We start from the raw sequence: 16,368 nt of genomic DNA, 5'->3' as shown, positions 1-16,368 counted from the left end.
TGAAAGCGATCCCGAATTTTTCCCGACGACGCCACGAAACCAATAGCAACTGATTGATCTTGAACGGGTGCAATAGTAAGTATCAGGAGGTGTTTTTTAGTGGGTTTTTGATGTTAACTTATTGAATTTTATAGGTTGTTGCGTTTTGAGTTGTAAACAGGAATCGTATTCGGTCTCTTTTTATGTGGATTTTATTTCAATCACTTAGGACATCATGTCCGAAAATTTCCGAAATTTGTCCGCATATCACAATTCGGGATTTCTTCGTTATACCACACTGCTTTTAACATTTACACTTCATTTGCGCAGAAAAAGATCAGATCGTGATGCCCATTTTTTCCTGTTCTCCAGGCGTATGGTCTGCTTATGCGCCAGCATTTCAGTTGTCACTAGTGCCGAGAGGTTTAGACTCACTTGTATCAATAGCGGTATAATTATCCATCAATTGATGCCGTTCTGGCCCCTGATACATGGACTCAGTTTCTCAATAACGAGATATAAGAAATGGAAAAGTTAAAAGAAAGACTCGTGATGGAGATTGGTAATGCTGAAGATCTCTCTGCAGCATTAAAACTATACACCAGTTTCTATCTATTAATCCCAGAGTATAAATTTGTCTTTTCATGGTAATGGTGCCAACTTACTGATTTAGTGTATGATGGTGTTTTTGAGGTGCTCCAGTGGCTTCTGTTTCTATCAGCTGTCCCTCCTGTTCAGCTACTGAAGGCGTGGTGCGTAACGGTAAAAGCACTGCCGGACATCAGCGCTATCTCTGCTCTCACTGCCGTAAAACATGGCAGCTACAGTTCACTTACACCGCCTCTCAGCCCGGTACACACCAGAAAATTATTGATATGGCCATGAATGGCGTCGGATGTCGCGCCAGTGCACGCATTATGGGCGTTGGCCTCAACACGATTTTACGACACTTAAAAAACTCAGGCCGCAGTCGGTAAACTCACGCATACAACCGGGCAGTGACGTCATTGTTTGCGCGGAAATGGACGAACAGTGGGGTTACGTCGGCGCTAAATCACGCCAGCGCTGGTTGTTTTACGCGTATGACAGGATACGGAGGACGGTTGTGGCGCACGTATTCGGTGAACGCACGTTGGCCACGCTGGAGCGTCTTCTTGGCCTGCTGTCGGCCTTTGAGGTCGTGGTATGGATGACGGATGGCTGGCCGCTTTATGAATCACGCCTGAAGGGAGAACTGCACGTTATCAGCAAGCGATATACGCAGCGCATTGAGCGGCATAACCTGAATCTGAGGCAGCATCTGGCAAGGCTGGGCAGGAAGTCACTGTCGTTCTCAAAATCGGTGGAGCTGCATGACAAAGTCATCGGGCATTATCTGAACATAAAACACTATCAGTAAGTTGGAGTCATTACCCTTTTCATCGCCTAAAGGGCCATATCCGGGGTTTCAAACTAACAAGAAATTCAAGCATGGGGCGTCTATACGCTCTTTATTCAATGATGAAAATGTTTTAGTTATGGATCCTCAAACCATAGAGGAAATGTTCAGCGATAAAGGACACTCCACATTTAAAATAGATTACTCAATATCTCTTGATAGCCAGGCATTAAGTTATCTCAGACCATATATCAATGGTAAAGTTTCTGGTCTGGATGATGACATCGAAGAAATATTTAAATTTATTTCTCATCAGAATACGCAGGTAGACTCTGTGTTATATGAGCTGGAGAACCTTAAAAATCTGGATGAGAAAGAGAATCACCATAAAATATTCGATAAGTTGATGGGTTACGAATTTATAAAAGATGTTGATCTCGTTAAGTCAGGAACCAGCGGAGTATTGACCTCAAAAATATCGCAAGGTGAGCTTTTTCTTAATACCGACAGACATTTTAGCTCACTGCTCACCAAAAACAAAGACTCTGAGTTCAGGCATGCGTTAAGAGACAGGCACGATAGTATTTACGCTTATGTTCTTATGATGAGTATCATCCAAATCAAATCGCCTGCCAGATCGCTCAAAAATAAATTGATCGATCTATTAAGTTTTGCTCACACCAAAGTATGCTTTTTGGCGACAAGAGAGTTAATTCTAGCGAGTGAGTTTTTTATACGAGGGACAGAATTTAGGTTTTTTAACAAAATACATAAAAAGTCGAAAAATATGTGGTCGGCATTACATGGTATGGCCTGGGATCTGACTCATTGTCGGTATTTAGAGCAAGCACTTACCTTCAATACAGGAAATGATGAGCGATATTTTTTCCCTGGAATATTGACTTGTGACAAAGGTTTTATTGAGGCGATGGAGCTCACGCCGCTTAAGGCCGTTGCATTTGATACCAAAGGCGGGCCGCCGTTTCTGTTTTATCATGAACATGATGTGATAAAAATTACCGGGGATATCCCTGCGGTTAATGATTTCTATCAGGAATTGTGTTGTAAACAGAAAAGAGAAGAAAGAGCTCGTGCGCGTAATGCACCCACTTATGACCTGCAATCTATAGTAGCTGAACTGGAAGCAGAACTGGAAGCTGTTGCGTTAGTACCTCGTCGACGCGCGGATAGCGTAGGACCGTGATGTATGATTCGGTCGCTCTGTTTTTTACTGCTATGGTTTAATTTAGAACAGGGCAATATTTGTGTACAGGAGGTCAAATGGGACTGCCTGACAATGCTTATCAAAGAGTGGAAGCGACGCGCTGGCGACATGTTTGGGTGGTCGGGGATATCCACGGTTGCTTCTCATTATTGATGGCGAAATTGCGCCTGTGTCATTTTGATCCGTGGCAGGACCTGCTGGTTTCAGTGGGGGATGTTATCGACCGCGGACCTGACAGTTTGCGTTGCCTGAAACTACTGCGTAAACGCTGGATTATCGCGGTCAGAGGGAATCATGAACAGATGGGGCTGGACGCGCTGGCAACCGGGGAGCAATTCCTGTGGTTTATGAATGGCGGTTCGTGGTTTGCGCAGGCGGAGCAGCCAGCGGCGACAACCGCTCTTGAAACGTGTCGGCAATTACCCTGGATTCTGGAGCTGCGTTGCCAGAACGGCATACACGTTATTGCTCACGCAGATTACCCTGATGATAATTATCAGTGGCAAAAAGAGGTCGATTTACAGCGGGTACTGTGGGATCGCACAAGGCTGATGAATAAAGGCAACGGCATTCGCGGCGCGGATCACTTTTGGTTTGGCCATACGCCTCTGCGTCAGCGGCTGGATCACGAGAATCTGCACTATATTGATACCGGTGCGGTGTTTGGTGGCGAGTTGACGCTGGTGCAACTGCAATAATCAAAAATCGCTGTATTCCTGGGCCGGACGCCAGAAGCTGTCGATGTAGTCATCCGCGGGTAAACATCCGCCGTTACGAATACGCTGATCGTCCATCGATATCAGGCACTGCTGCTCAGTTTTGTAGACATCAACAACGATATCTTCACAACCGCCACCCAGGTAGCACACAAAAAGAACCAGCGTGAACATTCCATCCTCAAATGGTAAAGCCATACCTGTAGTGTAGAAGATGTTGATAGATGAGGGAAATTAACCAAGAAATAACCCGTCTGGCGACGGGTTCTTTTTGAATCAGGCAAGGCGCATGATCCAGGCATCTGACTTACGATCGTAGTGCTCGCGAAATAGAACTGAATGTTCTCCGTTAAGAAGGGCCGGGACGCTGGTGTCGGCATCCCAGGCATCAAGTTGCATGCATAAATCCGGATCGGATTTACACGGAATGGTTAACGTTCGGTCCCCTGGCGATTCGCCATGTAACTCGGCGTCGTCGATTTCAAAAGCGCCAATGCGCACACTGGTTTTCATCATCGTGCTCTCCGTTTATTTGCTGGTTGTGGTACGACCAGTTAGGCCGTCCATTTTTCAGCGTAGTCAACGTTAGCAAAAGCGCCAGTAAAAACGTGCGTTATCCTGTAAAGAGTTTGCCATCCCGGACAAGATCGCGCGGGTAGCTATTCTTTAATCGCGATCCAATACGTTTCGCCAGGCCAATCGGCTGATGCTGGAACGTAACCAGCACATCGTCGGTGGTCGGTGCGGTCTGCGGGTAGACATCCCGTCCGCGGTACCACTCTTCGGCTTCGGCAAGGGTCAGTTCAAACGCATGGCTGTGATTTGTGCTGGCGAGAGCAATGATGGCTTCATGCTGCCAGCGGTACCCTTTATTGTGCGTTTCAGCGAGTTTGATGCCGAGTCGGGAAAAGCGGACTTTGCCGATCAGGGGTTCAATCTCGGTTGGGAATAGCCAAATCTCTTTATCACGCTGCCACAGGCGCAGAGTGTCTTCCCACTGCAATCCACAGGCGTTAGCGGCCTGAGTGACAAGCGCGGATTCACGTCCTTTAAGCGGGCTGAACGGGAAGTTACCGACTTTGTATTTTGGCGTCGGTAGTGCAGGGATCGCGGCGGTTTTGCGCAGACGCGCGACGAAAAAACCTTCACAATCGTAGATCTGCGGGAACACATGCAGGAATCCTTCCGGGGTCAGGGCGCGTTCAGCCTCAGGGAATAAATCGCCCAGTGGTAAAAACTCGACGGCGTCCGGGTAGGTCTCAATCAGCCACTGCATAATGTCTTCATTTTCGTCACGGTTCAGCGTGCAGGTCGAGTAAACCAACGTGCCGCTGGGACGCAAGGCATGAAAGGCGCTGTCGAGAAGTTCGCGCTGGGTTGCGGCAATTTCCAGATTACTTTCTGGCGACCAGTTTTTTAGCGCATCGGGATCTTTACGCACCACGCCTTCACCGGAACACGGCGCGTCCAGCAAAATGGCATCGAAGGCTTCTGGCAACGCTGCGCCAAATACCCGCCCGTCAAAATGGGTTAGCGCGACATTGGCTATCCCGCATCGGCTGATATTGGCATGCAGGACTTTGACGCGACTGGCGGAAAACTCATTCGCCAGAATCGCACCCTGATTTTTCATTTTTGCGGCAATTTGCGTGGTTTTGGAGCCGGGGGCTGCCGCGACATCCATCACACGATCCGGGGTATTGCCATCGGCAAACAGCGCGGCGACCGGCAGCATTGAGCTGGCTTCCTGAATATAAAACAGGCCGCTTAAATGTTCCGCGGTACTGCCGAGCGGTACTGACTTTTCATCATCGCGTTCGATCCAGAAACCTTCAGCGCACCAGGGTATCGGAGTGAGCGACCAGTTGTAAGGTGCAGTCAGAGTGAGGAAGTCGGCAACGGAGATTTTCAGCGTATTGACGCGGATGCTGCGACGAAGCGGACGCTGGCAGGCAGCGAGAAAATCATCAAATGAGAGCGTGGAAGGCATTGCTTCACGCATTTGGTTTAGAAAGGCGTCGGGAAAATAAGCCACTTGGTACCACCGGCAAAAAAACAGGTGCGCAGTGTAGCATAAGTGCTCCGGCGCGAGTATGTACGCCGGAGCAAGGGGAGAGATTAACGTGGCAGGGCGGTTCCCCATTCACGCCACTCTTTTGGTTCGCTTTCGAGCAGCAGGAAGTGTTTACCTGTCTGCGCTTTCGGGGCCAGCGGCGTACCCGGTGGCGTAGCGAAGGCGATTCCGCCGCGAATGAACTGATTGAAGGTACCGGTCTTCACGACGCCGCCGGTCAAACCAAAGTCGAGATTGTATCCGGATGCCAGCCAGAACACGGAGTTGTTCCGCACCAGATGCTGATAACGCTGGCTAATGCGCATCGCCACCATCACGCGGTCAGAAAGCGAGCCCAGCGTCAGCCCGGTGACGGTCCCCACTTCAATGCCTCTGAACAGGACTGGCGTACCGATATTCAGCGAACCTGCTTCCGGCGCTTCTACCACAATACTCAGACCATCGAGGTATCGAGAGTCGGTAATGGTGGCTTCCTGCAGTTCAAAATCACGGCGCGGGTTACCGCGTCCTGGTTCAACGTTAATATACGGCTGTAAGATCGTATCCAGATGCTCGACGCCTGCCGCTGAGATTTGCGGTGTGATCACGGAGAAGCGGGTACCGCTACGGGCAAAAGTCTGCACGTATTCCGGATACAGAACCGCTTTTGCCTGAACTTCGTTACGGGCGGTGATTAGCTCAAGCGTCTGGATCTGGCCGATATCGATCCCCAGGTAGCGAATTGGCATGCCGGCCGCGAGTTTACCGGCATCGAACGCGTGCAGGGTTATCTGCCCGCCCACTGCACGTGCAGCGGTTTCGGAAGCATACAGAATACGCTTGTCGCCTTTGCGTTGGCTGGCGCTGGCGCCGCTGAGGTTATCGAAGCTAATCGCCCCTTTGAGCGCTCGCGACAGGGGAGATGCCTGTACGGTCAATCCGCTACCGTTAAGCTGAACCTTTGCCCCGCCTTCGGCCCAGAATACGCTGTTGCTGGTCAGCAGGTTGCGATATTCCGGTTTGATATGCAGATCGATATCAAACGCATCGGCGCGTGGGCGAACGCTAATCACTTCACCGACCTCGAATTTGCGGTATAACACCACCGAACCGGCCTGCACATCAGGCAGCGTTTCGGCGCTCAGGCTGAGCGTGGTAGTTGGCAGATCGCTCAGGCTGTTTTCAATCGCTTTTTCCAGGTTGGCATACAGCGGGTAGCTTTTTTTCATTTCACCCTTGGTACCGGGCAAAATACGAATGCCGCCGCTGAGCCATTCGCTGGCGCTGGCGCCAAGGAATTCCACGCCATCAAGCCCGACCTTGACGTCAACGCGGCTGTTGACCACAAACTTACTGTCACCTTGCACCAGAGCGCGATGCTGTGGTTCGATGGCAACGGTAAATGAAACACCTTTGCCAGAGAGCGTGCGATCAATCACCTGACCGACCTGTACGCCGTGGAGAATCAGCGGCTGACCGGCATCAATACCGTAACTCTCCGGCGCGGTCAGCGTAAGCGTCAAGACGCCCGGATCGTGTAACAACGACTTCTCAGCAGGAATAACCGCAAACTGGTTACGCGGCTCGCCCTCGCCAGGTACCAGCTCGAAAGTTTTGCCCGTCAGTAGCGAACTGATATTTGCATCGTTTAACGATAATTTAGGGCTGTGTAATTCAATCCGCGTATTGTCGCGCAGCAGCGTTACGACGCTGGGATCGACCGTCATTTCGCCGGTCACTTTACCGCCTGGATTTAAATCCAGTTTGGTCAGTTGCCCGACTTCTAATCCTTGATACATCAGCGACGTTGAGCCGGCCTTGAGTCCATCGCCGCTGGGTAAATCAAGCTTGACGATCACTCCCCGCTGGCTGTGCGCGAGATCCTGATACAAACCAAACGTGTCATCGGCCACCGCGGGTTTAGAGTCTTCGGGCGAATCAAAAGCAATGGCGCCATTGACCAGCGCCGCCAGACTCTCCAGCTTGATTTTCGCTCCGCTGAGGCTGACATCCGCATTCACACCGGACACGTTCCAGAAACGGCTGCCTTTTTTCACCAGGTTGGTAAAGCGACGTTCGATCAGCACGTCGATGGTTACGCCCTGATGATTTGGGTTGATGGTGTAGTCATACACCCGGCCCACCGGAATCTTGCGGAAATAAACCAGCGAACCGCTATTGAGCGACCCGAGGTCAGGGGCCCGCAGGTGCAGCATCAAATCGCCATTATCCAGACGATATTTGGGCTGCGTATCGAGGGCGACGAAATGATCTTCCGGCTCGCCGGTTCCGGGCATCATGCCGATATAGTTGCCGCCAACCAACGCATCCAGGCCAGAAACCCCCGCCAGCGACGCTTTCGGCGTGACCAACCAGAACTGGGTATCTTTGCGCAGAGCATCTTTCATGGTCGATTTGATGCTGACGCGCACTTCAATTTTGCGTAGATCTTCGCTGAGGTTGATATCCTGCACGGTGCCCACTTCAACGCCCTGATAGCGAACGGGAGTACGGCCCGGCACAATGCCGTCAGCAGACATAAAGTCAATGGTTACGGTATTGCCGCGATCTTCATAGCTTCCCCAGATAAGCCATCCTGCAATCATCAGCGCGATGAAAGGCAGCAGCCAGAACGGAGAGATACGGCGTTTAGTTTTAATCTGCGCTTCAGTCTGCGAAGCGGGCGTTTCCTGACTCATGTGCATCCCAAAGTAAGCGGCTGTCCAGCCATTCCACAGCAAGAATAGTCAATATTACCGCTGCGCCGAAATAAAACGCAGCTGGCCCCATAATAAAAGCAAGTATCTGATCGCGATTAATCAGCGACATGGTTAAAGCGATAACAAAGAGATCCAGCATCGACCAGCGACCAATCCAGGTCACCATACGCAGCAGTTTGATGCGGGTACGCAATCCTTGCTCACATCTAAAATGGATGCTGATGAGCAACGTAAACATCACAATCACTTTGGTGAATGGCACCAGAATACTGGCAATAAAAACAATCGCCGCTACGCCAACGTTGCTGTTCGCCAGGGACATTATGCCTGACAGAATCGTGTCTTCCTGGCGGCCGCCATTGACATAAATTACCGAGATGGGCAGCAGATTAGCAGGCAAAAGCAGGACGATCGAGGCCAGCAGAGCAGCCCAACACTTTTGGATACTTTGATTCCTGCGCCAGCGCAACGGGATATGACAGCGAGGGCAGCGACCTCGGGCGTCCGGATAACCTGTAAAGTGGCAGCCGAGGCAGACGCGAAGTTTTTCATCGGGCCGACGGGCTGGTCTTTGCGGGTAGAAACGGTCCCAAAGCTGCTCAACGTTAAGGTGCGACAGCGTCAAAACACTGAGGATCACCAGCGCAATAAAAGCAAACAGACCTACACCGGGTTGCAAAAAAGCATAGTCCTGAACTTTGATTGATGCGACGCCAATGCCCACCAGATAGATATCAAGCATCACCCACTCTTTGAGCCTTTCCAGCATCAGCAGCACTGGGCGCAGGTTCATCCCAAGAATATTGCCAAACCACAGATAAGCGATTGAGGTCACGAGAATGATGGGCGCACCGGCAACGCAAAAGAGTACGAAGGATGCGGTGAGTGGGTCGCCTTGTCGGGTCATTTGCCAGATGCCTTGCAGCACATTGGCGTCAATGCGCACACCTAATAAATAGATGTGCAGGAGCGGTTCTCCCCAGGCAAAGGGCATCAGCAGCAGCATGGTGAAAGCCATAGCCGCCAGTCGTGTTAATGACCAGTCGCGTCCGTCACGAATTTTTGCCTGACAGCGTGGGCAAAATGCACTTTGATGCGAACGCATTTTAGGCAAGCTAAAGATCAGGTCACATTCAGGGCAACGATGGTAATGCGCACGAGGGAGTGCATCACCAATGGACCTGATGGCTATTTTTTTAGTCGGCGTGATGCGTGGTGTCGTTAAGGCCATGTATCGCGAATCAAATTGTTGAAGTAATGTTATCTTAACTCATGACGGGAATGATCTTGAGCATTAACGCATTTAATGTTTATTTTAGTAGGCTGCAGCTTTAAGAAAGACAACTAAGTGATTACATAATGAACAAAACAGAGCTATACACGGATCTGAACCGTGACTTTCAGGCATTAATGGCAGGTGAAACCAGTTTTCTGGCAACGCTGGCAAATACCAGCGCGTTGTTGTACGAACGTCTTGCAGAAGTAAACTGGGCCGGTTTTTATCTGCTCGAAAACGATACGCTGGTGCTGGGACCTTTCCAGGGAAAAATCGCCTGCGTGCGGATCCCGGTAGGACGTGGGGTGTGTGGGACCGCAGTAGCGCAGAACCAGGTTCAGCGCATTGAGGACGTTCATGCTTTTGACGGACACATCGCATGTGATGCCGCCAGCAACGCTGAAATCGTCCTGCCAATCACCGTCGAAAATCAGATAATCGGCGTGCTGGATATCGATAGCACCGCGTTTGGCCGCTTTACTGACGAGGATGAACAGGGGCTGCGAACGCTGGTGGCACAGCTTGAAACCGTGCTTGCAACGACGGATTACAAAAAATTCTTTGCGCGCGTCGCAGGATAATCAACGGATAACGTAGCAATTACTGATGACGTCATTATAATGTCGCCTGTTCATGCCTGCGCTTGTTGGCTACGTCCGTTGTAATCAGGAAATTTCATGGAAAATCAACCTAAGTTGAATAGCAGTAAAGAAGTCATCGCGTTTCTGGCCGAACGCTTCCCGCAGTGTTTTAGTGCGGAAGGCGAAGCGCGCCCACTGAAAATTGGCATTTTTCAGGATCTGGTAGAGCGTGTTGAGGGCGAAATGAACCTCAGCAAGACGCAGCTCCGCTCTGCCTTACGTCTCTATACTTCAAGCTGGCGCTATCTGTATGGCGTTAAATTGGGCGCAACGCGTGTTGATCTCGACGGCAACCCTTGTGGTGAGCTGGATGAGCAGCACGTTGAACATGCTCGCAAACAGCTGGAAGAAGCTAAAGCCCGCGTTCAGGCGCAACGTGCAGAGCAACAGGCGAAAAAACGCGAAGCAGCCGCTGCTGCCGGTGAAAAAGAAGACGCACCGCGTCGCGAGCGTAAGCCGCGTCCTGCACCGCGTCGTAAAGAAGGCGCTGAGCGTAAACCTCGCGCTGAGAAACCAGCAGCAAAAGCACCGCGTGCTCCTCGTGAAGAACAGCATACTCCGGTATCTGATATTTCAGTACTGACGGTAGGGCAGTCTCTGAAGGTGAAAGCAGGTAATAATGCGATGGATGCCACCGTATTAGAAATCACCAAAGATGGCGTCCGTGTACAGCTGAATTCGGGTATGTCTTTGATTGTACGCGCAGAACACCTGGTGTTCTGAAACGGAGGCCAGGCCTGGCATGAACACTTTTTTTAGGCTTACTGCGTTAGCTGGTCTGCTTGCATTAGCAGGCCAGGCACTTGCTGTGGAAGATATCACGCGTGCCGATCAAATCCCCGTTTTAAAGGAAGAAACCCAGCATGCGACGGTAAGTGAACGTGTGACATCGCGTTTTACGCGTTCGCACTATCGCCAGTTCGATCTGGATCAGGCGTTTTCGGCAAAAATTTTTGACCGCTATTTGAATCTGCTCGACTACAGCCACAACGTGCTGTTGGCGAGCGATATCGAACAGTATGCAAAAAAGAAAACGGTCCTTGGCGATGAACTGCGTACCGGCAAGCTGGATGTCTTTTACGATCTCTATAATCTGGCGCAAAAACGCCGATTTGAACGTTATCAGTACGCGTTAAGCGTACTGGCACGTCCAATGGATTTCACCGGTACCGACACCTTTAACCTCGACCGGAGCAAAGCGCCATGGCCGAAGAGCGAAGCAGAGCTTAACGCGCTGTGGGACGGCAAGGTTAAATTTGACGAACTCAGCCTGAAGCTGACCGGCAAAACCGATGCGGAAATTCGTGAAACGCTGACGCGACGCTACAAGTTTGCGATTCGCCGTCTGGCGCAGACCAACAGCGAAGATGTGTTCTCTCTGGCGATGACGGCTTTCGCCCGTGAGATCGATCCGCATACTAACTATCTCTCTCCACGCAATACCGAACAGTTCAATACTGAAATGAGCCTGTCTCTGGAAGGTATTGGCGCGGTTTTGCAAATGGATGATGACTACACCGTCATTAACTCCATGGTGGCGGGCGGCCCGGCAGCCAAGAGCAAAGCAATAAGCGTTGGTGACCGTATTGTCGGCGTGGGTCAGACCGGTAAGGGAATGGTCGACGTGATTGGCTGGCGTCTGGATGACGTTGTAGCGCTGATCAAAGGACCCAAAGGCAGCAAAGTTCGCCTTGAAATCCTGCCTGCCGGTAAAGGCACCAAGACGCGCACCGTCACGTTAACGCGTGAACGTATTCGTCTCGAAGACCGCGCCGTGAAAATGTCTGTAAAAACCGTTGGCAAAGAAAAAGTCGGCGTACTGGATATCCCTGGCTTCTATGTTGGCCTGACGGATGATGTCAAAATTCAGTTGCAGAAGCTTGAAAAACAGAACGTCAGCAGCGTCATTATCGATCTGCGCACCAACGGTGGCGGCGCGCTGACCGAAGCCGTTTCGCTTTCCGGTCTGTTCATTCCTTCCGGTCCTGTGGTTCAGGTTCGTGACAATAACGGTAAAGTGCGTGAAGACAGTGATACCGACGGCGTTGTGTACTACAAAGGCCCGCTGGTAGTGTTAGTCGATCGCTTCAGTGCTTCGGCATCAGAGATTTTTGCTGCGGCAATGCAGGATTATGGTCGTGCGCTGATCGTTGGTGAACCGACTTTCGGGAAAGGCACTGTACAGCAGTATCGCTCTCTGAACCGTATTTATGATCAGATGCTGCGTCCGGAATGGCCGGCGCTGGGTTCTGTTCAGTATACGATCCAGAAATTCTACCGTGTAAACGGTGGCAGTACACAGCGTAAGGGCGTTACGCCGGACATCATCATGCCGACAGGTAATGAAGAAACGGAAACCGGTGAGAAGTTTGAAGATAACGCGCTGCCGTGGGATAGCATTGATGCTGCGACTTACACCAAATCAGAGAATCTGACGCCGTTCGGACCTGAATTGTTAAAAGAGCACAATGCGCGAATTGCCAACGATCCTGAGTTCCAGTACATCATGAAGGATATTGCGCGTTTCAATGCGATGAAGGATAAACGCAACATCGCTTCTCTCAATTACGCTCAGCGCGAGAAAGAGAATAACGAAGATGACGCAATGCGTCTGGCGCGTATCAACGATCGGTTTAAGCGAGAAGGTAAGCCGCCGCTGAAGAAACTGGACGATTTACCGAAGGATTACCAGGAACCAGATCCCTACCTGGATGAAACGGTAAAAATTGCGCTTGACCTGGCGCATCTTGAAAAAGAAAAGCCAGCGGAACAGCCCGCAACCAGTAAATAACCTCCAACAGGCACAAGAAATTGTGCCTGTTTTTTTAACAAGCGCATGAAGACGTCAGTGTGATACGATAAAATGTAAAGTTGTGTCTTTCTGGTGACTTAGCACCTATGGATGCTTGAAAATAGCCATAAGACCCATACGATATGGGTAATCGCATAGTGCGTTTTGTTAAATTGAGGTTAAAAGAAAATTATGATGCGAATCGCGCTCTTCCTGCTGACGAACCTGGCTGTGATGGTCGTTTTCGGGCTGGTATTGAGCCTGACAGGGATTCAGTCAAGCAGCGTTCAAGGCTTGTTGATCATGGCACTGCTGTTTGGTTTTGGTGGTTCCTTCATTTCGCTGCTGATGTCCAAATGGATGGCGTTAAAATCCGTTGGTGGGGAAGTGATCGAACAGCCTCGCAATGAAAGAGAACGCTGGCTGATGAATACGGTAGCGAATCAGGCTCGCCAGGCTGGGATCGCTATGCCGCAGGTTGCAATCTACCATGCGCCAGATATTAACGCGTTTGCCACCGGTGCGCGCCGGGATGCTTCGCTGGTGGCTGTGAGTACAGGCCTGTTGCAAAACATGAGCCCGGACGAAGCTGAAGCCGTTATCGCGCATGAAATCAGCCACATTGCTAATGGCGATATGGTTACCATGACGCTCATTCAGGGTGTGGTGAACACCTTCGTTATCTTTATCTCACGTATTCTGGCGCAAATTGCCGCTGGCTTTATGGGCGGAAACCGCGATGAGGGTGAGGGCAGTAACGGCAACCCATTGATCTACTTCGCAGTGGCGACGGTGCTGGAACTGGTGTTTGGTATTCTGGCGAGCATTATTACCATGTGGTTCTCACGTCATCGTGAATTCCATGCGGATGCCGGTTCAGCAAAACTGGTGGGGCGTGAGAAAATGATCGCCGCGCTGCAGCGTCTGAAAACCAGCTATGAGCCGCAGGAAGCGACCAGCATGATGGCGTTCTGCATCAACGGTAAATCCAAGTCGTTGAGTGAGCTGTTTATGACTCACCCGCCGTTGGATAAACGTATTGAAGCGCTGCGCAGCGGAGAGTATTTGAAGTAAGTTAATGGCTGTCACGGGGCACCCGTTGCTCCGTGACTCATAAAACATAATGGCTATTTAAAGCTATCGATTAAAGCCTCGTCCAGACTATTCTGTCCCAGTTCAGCTTTACCTCTCATTCCGTCATTTTTCTCTGCCGGGGACGAAAATATTCCTTGTCGCTTTATCTCTGGTAAAAACATTGGAGCCCCGCTGGCTGGCAAAAAGAACAGTGCCGGGCATTTGGTGAAACCCAGTGGTCGACGGGCTATCATTGACAGCCCGTCTGGTAGGAAAAAACTAAATCAGAACTGGTAGTTTAACGATACCCAATAGTTACGGCCCGGGTTTACATATCCGGTAGTGGATTGCGCAGTCTGATAGTAATCTCCTGCGTAGGTGCTATTACGGCCTACCTGATAAAGTTTAACCTCGCTAAAGTCTTTATCCAGCACGTTATTGACCGCCGTATTCAGCGTCAGATCTTTGGTCAGCTTATAAGACATTCCCATGTCGAGAACGGTCCAGGCTTTTAAATCAGCGCCTTTATCGTCATAGACGGCCTTTTGTACTGCGCTGAGGTTGTTGTAATTTTCGGTAAAGCGTGGAGCTTTACCGCGATAACGTGCGCTCAGCCAGGCATTCATATCTTCCGTTGCCTGCCAGTTCAGGCGAGCATTAGCCATATGTTTTGGCGTGTAGCTTAACGGCGCGCCTTTATTGTCACCATCTTTTTGCTTGCTCTGGGTGTAGGTGTAGTTGAGGGATAAAGTCAGCACATCCGACCACAGAGGGAAGGTGCTGGCAAATTCAACGCCATCGGTCCTTGCCTTTCCGCTGTTGGTATAGCTGTTGGTATTATCATCGATAGAATACGAGACAATTTTATTTTTGTATTCGGTATAGAAGCCGGTAATGTTGGCGTTCAGCCCGGTGTCGTTCTCGTAATACAGCCCGGTTTCGTAGCTGATACTTTCCTCAGGTTTCAGGTCCGGATTACCGACCGTATTCACGGTTCCTTGCGCGGTTACGCCGCTGATCCCGTTATGTAACTGGCTCAGTGATGGTGCTTTATAACCTGTCGTCACGCCGCCTTTGAGCGTCCATTCGTCGGATACGTCCCAAACCATATACGCGCGTGGGCTGAGATGACCGCCAAAGACATCGTTATGCTCGTAGCGTGTCCCTGCGGTTAAGGCCAACGAGTCGAGAATATGCCATTCATCTTCTACATAGGCTGCCCACGTTTTTTGATGGAACGTTTCGCCGGTATTGGCCAGCACCACACCGTCTTTCATCCGCGCATCCCAATATTCCCCGCCGAGGGTTAAGAGGTGCGAATCACCTAATGGTGTCAGCAGTACTGAGTCCAGAATGACGTTAGTGTTCTTCAGTTCACGTGCGTCACCGGCCCGGCCTGCGTTCTCTGGCGTGAGTGCGGAGGAGACCAGTTGTCGTCCTTTGTTCTCAGTTTCATTCCAGCCGAGGGAGGATTTCCATGTGCCGAACGTTAAGGCGGTATCGTGGCCGAGGGTGACTTTGTTACGCTCATAGCGCAGCGTTTTATCGTAACCCCCCGTCAGGTTACCCAACTGACCGTCATCGTTATCATAGCGCTGTCTGGCGGAGTCGAGATCTAACCATAGCGTATTGCTTTCATTCGTTTTCCAGTCGAGTCGCGTGCCGATGTTATAGTTTTCTGACTCGGTAGGATAAGGTACGCGGGTGGAGGAGGTATCGCTCAGGGAGGTAACGCTGGAACCCTGACGTTGGGTGGTGCTACCCCGAACCTGCATATCCAGTACGCCAGCGATTAACGGGCCGCTTGACCAGAAGTTGGCGACCGTGCTGTTACCCCATTTATTACTCTCTTGCAGGTTAACGCCGGTATTGATGGAGGTGCTCCATTTATCGGTGCTTTTTTTGGTGATGATATTCACCACGCCACCGATTGCGTCGGAGCCATAAAGCGTCGACATCGGGCCGCGGATCACCTCAATATGATCGATTGCCGCCAGTGGAGGCATAAAGCTGGTATTCATAGCTGAGAAGCCGTTTGGCGTCACATCGCTGCTGCCGTTTTGACGAATACCGTCAATCAGGATCAGGGTATAACTGGCGGGCATGCCACGAATGCTGATCTCCAGACCACCGGTTTTACCGGTGCTGCTTTCGACATCCACCCCTTCAACAGAACGCAAGGCTTCGCCTAAATCATTATATTTATTGGTTTGTAACTCTTGCTGTGAAATAACGGAGACGCTGGCGGCAGCGTTGGTGATTTTCTTTTCGTAACCGGAAGCGGTTACCACCATAACATCTTCAGCAAAGGCCAGGGGACTGGAAAATCCTAAACAGGACAGAACAACAGAAGCAACAGGTTTTAAGCGCATAGTCAAACTTCCTTTGTTAAAAATTCAAAGGAAGTAAGATAATTGATGGGAATGATAATAAAAATAATTATCATTATGTGTTTACATAACTTATCACTTCTGGTGTTTTTCTTGAATAAATATACATAAATTGTCATTAGTTT

The 16,368-nt window shown here is 50.4% G+C and carries 13 protein-coding genes; 7 read left to right on the top strand and 6 right to left on the bottom strand.

Annotated elements, in window-relative coordinates; all coding sequences use genetic code 11:
* Positions 1–680 precede the first annotated feature (680 nt).
* The 3 genes from HV037_RS14240 to pphA all read left to right on the top strand — a co-directional run bounded on the left by HV037_RS14240 (position 681) and on the right by pphA (position 3,280).
* A protein-coding gene (locus HV037_RS14240; RefSeq protein ID WP_223274117.1) for an IS1 family transposase occupies positions 681–1,378 on the top strand; the annotation gives its coding sequence in 2 pieces (ribosomal slippage) (positions 681–930 and positions 930–1,378; 699 coding nt in all).
* Between the two features lie 118 nt (positions 1,379–1,496).
* Positions 1,497–2,561 (top strand): hypothetical protein, encoded by a 1,065-nt coding sequence (locus HV037_RS14235; RefSeq protein ID WP_249414947.1) that lies wholly within the window; start codon positions 1,497–1,499, stop codon positions 2,559–2,561.
* Between the two features lie 77 nt (positions 2,562–2,638).
* Positions 2,639–3,280 carry a protein-serine/threonine phosphatase gene (gene pphA / locus HV037_RS14230; RefSeq protein ID WP_047358581.1) on the top strand — a complete coding sequence of 214 codons (642 nt, stop codon included), beginning with the start codon at positions 2,639–2,641 and terminating at the stop codon, positions 3,278–3,280.
* Here the strand turns inward: pphA and HV037_RS14225 are convergent, their stop codons facing one another.
* The 5 genes from HV037_RS14225 to yebS form a co-directional block, all read right to left on the bottom strand.
* Positions 3,281–3,472 carry a YebW family protein gene (locus HV037_RS14225; protein ID WP_016152779.1) on the bottom strand — a complete coding sequence of 64 codons (192 nt, stop codon included), beginning with the start codon at positions 3,470–3,472 and terminating at the stop codon, positions 3,281–3,283.
* 102 nt (positions 3,473–3,574) lie between these two features.
* Positions 3,575–3,811: a YebV family protein gene (locus HV037_RS14220; RefSeq protein WP_029139506.1), complete on the bottom strand. Its 237-nt coding sequence runs from the start codon at positions 3,809–3,811 to the stop codon at positions 3,575–3,577.
* Between the two features lie 100 nt (positions 3,812–3,911).
* Positions 3,912–5,300, bottom strand: coding sequence for a 16S rRNA (cytosine(1407)-C(5))-methyltransferase RsmF (gene rsmF / locus HV037_RS14215; RefSeq protein WP_233896743.1), 1,389 nt, complete (start codon positions 5,298–5,300; stop codon positions 3,912–3,914).
* 116 nt (positions 5,301–5,416) lie between these two features.
* Positions 5,417–8,050: a PqiB family protein gene (locus HV037_RS14210; RefSeq protein WP_103283911.1), complete on the bottom strand. Its 2,634-nt coding sequence runs from the start codon at positions 8,048–8,050 to the stop codon at positions 5,417–5,419.
* Positions 8,019–9,302: a membrane integrity lipid transport subunit YebS gene (yebS, locus tag HV037_RS14205; RefSeq protein ID WP_103283910.1), complete on the bottom strand. Its 1,284-nt coding sequence runs from the start codon at positions 9,300–9,302 to the stop codon at positions 8,019–8,021. Before yebS ends, HV037_RS14210 begins: the two co-directional genes overlap by 32 nt.
* 128 nt (positions 9,303–9,430) lie before the next feature.
* Here yebS and HV037_RS14200 point away from each other — a divergent pair, with 128 nt between their 5' ends.
* The 4 genes from HV037_RS14200 to htpX all read left to right on the top strand — a co-directional run bounded on the left by HV037_RS14200 (position 9,431) and on the right by htpX (position 13,853).
* Positions 9,431–9,928, top strand: a complete 498-nt coding sequence (locus HV037_RS14200) for a GAF domain-containing protein (protein ID WP_016152783.1) — start codon at positions 9,431–9,433, stop codon at positions 9,926–9,928.
* Between the two features lie 96 nt (positions 9,929–10,024).
* Positions 10,025–10,711: an RNA chaperone ProQ gene (gene proQ, locus HV037_RS14195; RefSeq protein WP_003833781.1), complete on the top strand. Its 687-nt coding sequence runs from the start codon at positions 10,025–10,027 to the stop codon at positions 10,709–10,711.
* 19 nt (positions 10,712–10,730) lie between these two features.
* Positions 10,731–12,779, top strand: coding sequence for a carboxy terminal-processing peptidase (gene prc / locus HV037_RS14190; protein ID WP_103283909.1), 2,049 nt, complete (start codon positions 10,731–10,733; stop codon positions 12,777–12,779).
* Between the two features lie 192 nt (positions 12,780–12,971).
* Positions 12,972–13,853 (top strand): protease HtpX, encoded by an 882-nt coding sequence (htpX, locus tag HV037_RS14185; protein ID WP_003034964.1) that lies wholly within the window; start codon positions 12,972–12,974, stop codon positions 13,851–13,853.
* 284 nt (positions 13,854–14,137) lie between these two features.
* On the opposite strand, the gene HV037_RS14180 is transcribed toward htpX, so the two are convergent.
* Positions 14,138–16,225 carry a TonB-dependent receptor gene (locus tag HV037_RS14180; RefSeq protein WP_047498958.1) on the bottom strand — a complete coding sequence of 696 codons (2,088 nt, stop codon included), beginning with the start codon at positions 16,223–16,225 and terminating at the stop codon, positions 14,138–14,140.
* Positions 16,226–16,368: the final 143 nt, after the last annotated feature.

The organism is Citrobacter sp. RHBSTW-00017, from assembly GCF_013797615.1.
GTDB classification, from domain to species: domain Bacteria; phylum Pseudomonadota; class Gammaproteobacteria; order Enterobacterales; family Enterobacteriaceae; genus Citrobacter; species Citrobacter braakii.
The sequence above is the reverse complement of the archived record's forward strand: the minus strand, read 5'-3'. Positions and strand labels throughout refer to the sequence as shown.

Coding starts and splice junctions, on each gene's coding strand:
- HV037_RS14235 (WP_249414947.1), top strand. CDS start 1,497: ATGGATCCTCAAACCATAGAGGAAATGTTCAGCGATAAAGGACACTCC.
- pphA (WP_047358581.1), top strand. CDS start 2,639: ATGGGACTGCCTGACAATGCTTATCAAAGAGTGGAAGCGACGCGCTGG.
- HV037_RS14225 (WP_016152779.1), bottom strand. CDS start 3,472: ATGTTCACGCTGGTTCTTTTTGTGTGCTACCTGGGTGGCGGTTGTGAA.
- HV037_RS14220 (WP_029139506.1), bottom strand. CDS start 3,811: ATGAAAACCAGTGTGCGCATTGGCGCTTTTGAAATCGACGACGCCGAG.
- rsmF (WP_233896743.1), bottom strand. CDS start 5,300: ATGCGTGAAGCAATGCCTTCCACGCTCTCATTTGATGATTTTCTCGCT.
- HV037_RS14210 (WP_103283911.1), bottom strand. CDS start 8,050: ATGAGTCAGGAAACGCCCGCTTCGCAGACTGAAGCGCAGATTAAAACT.
- yebS (WP_103283910.1), bottom strand. CDS start 9,302: ATGGCCTTAACGACACCACGCATCACGCCGACTAAAAAAATAGCCATC.
- HV037_RS14200 (WP_016152783.1), top strand. CDS start 9,431: ATGAACAAAACAGAGCTATACACGGATCTGAACCGTGACTTTCAGGCA.
- proQ (WP_003833781.1), top strand. CDS start 10,025: ATGGAAAATCAACCTAAGTTGAATAGCAGTAAAGAAGTCATCGCGTTT.
- prc (WP_103283909.1), top strand. CDS start 10,731: ATGAACACTTTTTTTAGGCTTACTGCGTTAGCTGGTCTGCTTGCATTA.
- htpX (WP_003034964.1), top strand. CDS start 12,972: ATGATGCGAATCGCGCTCTTCCTGCTGACGAACCTGGCTGTGATGGTC.
- HV037_RS14180 (WP_047498958.1), bottom strand. CDS start 16,225: ATGCGCTTAAAACCTGTTGCTTCTGTTGTTCTGTCCTGTTTAGGATTT.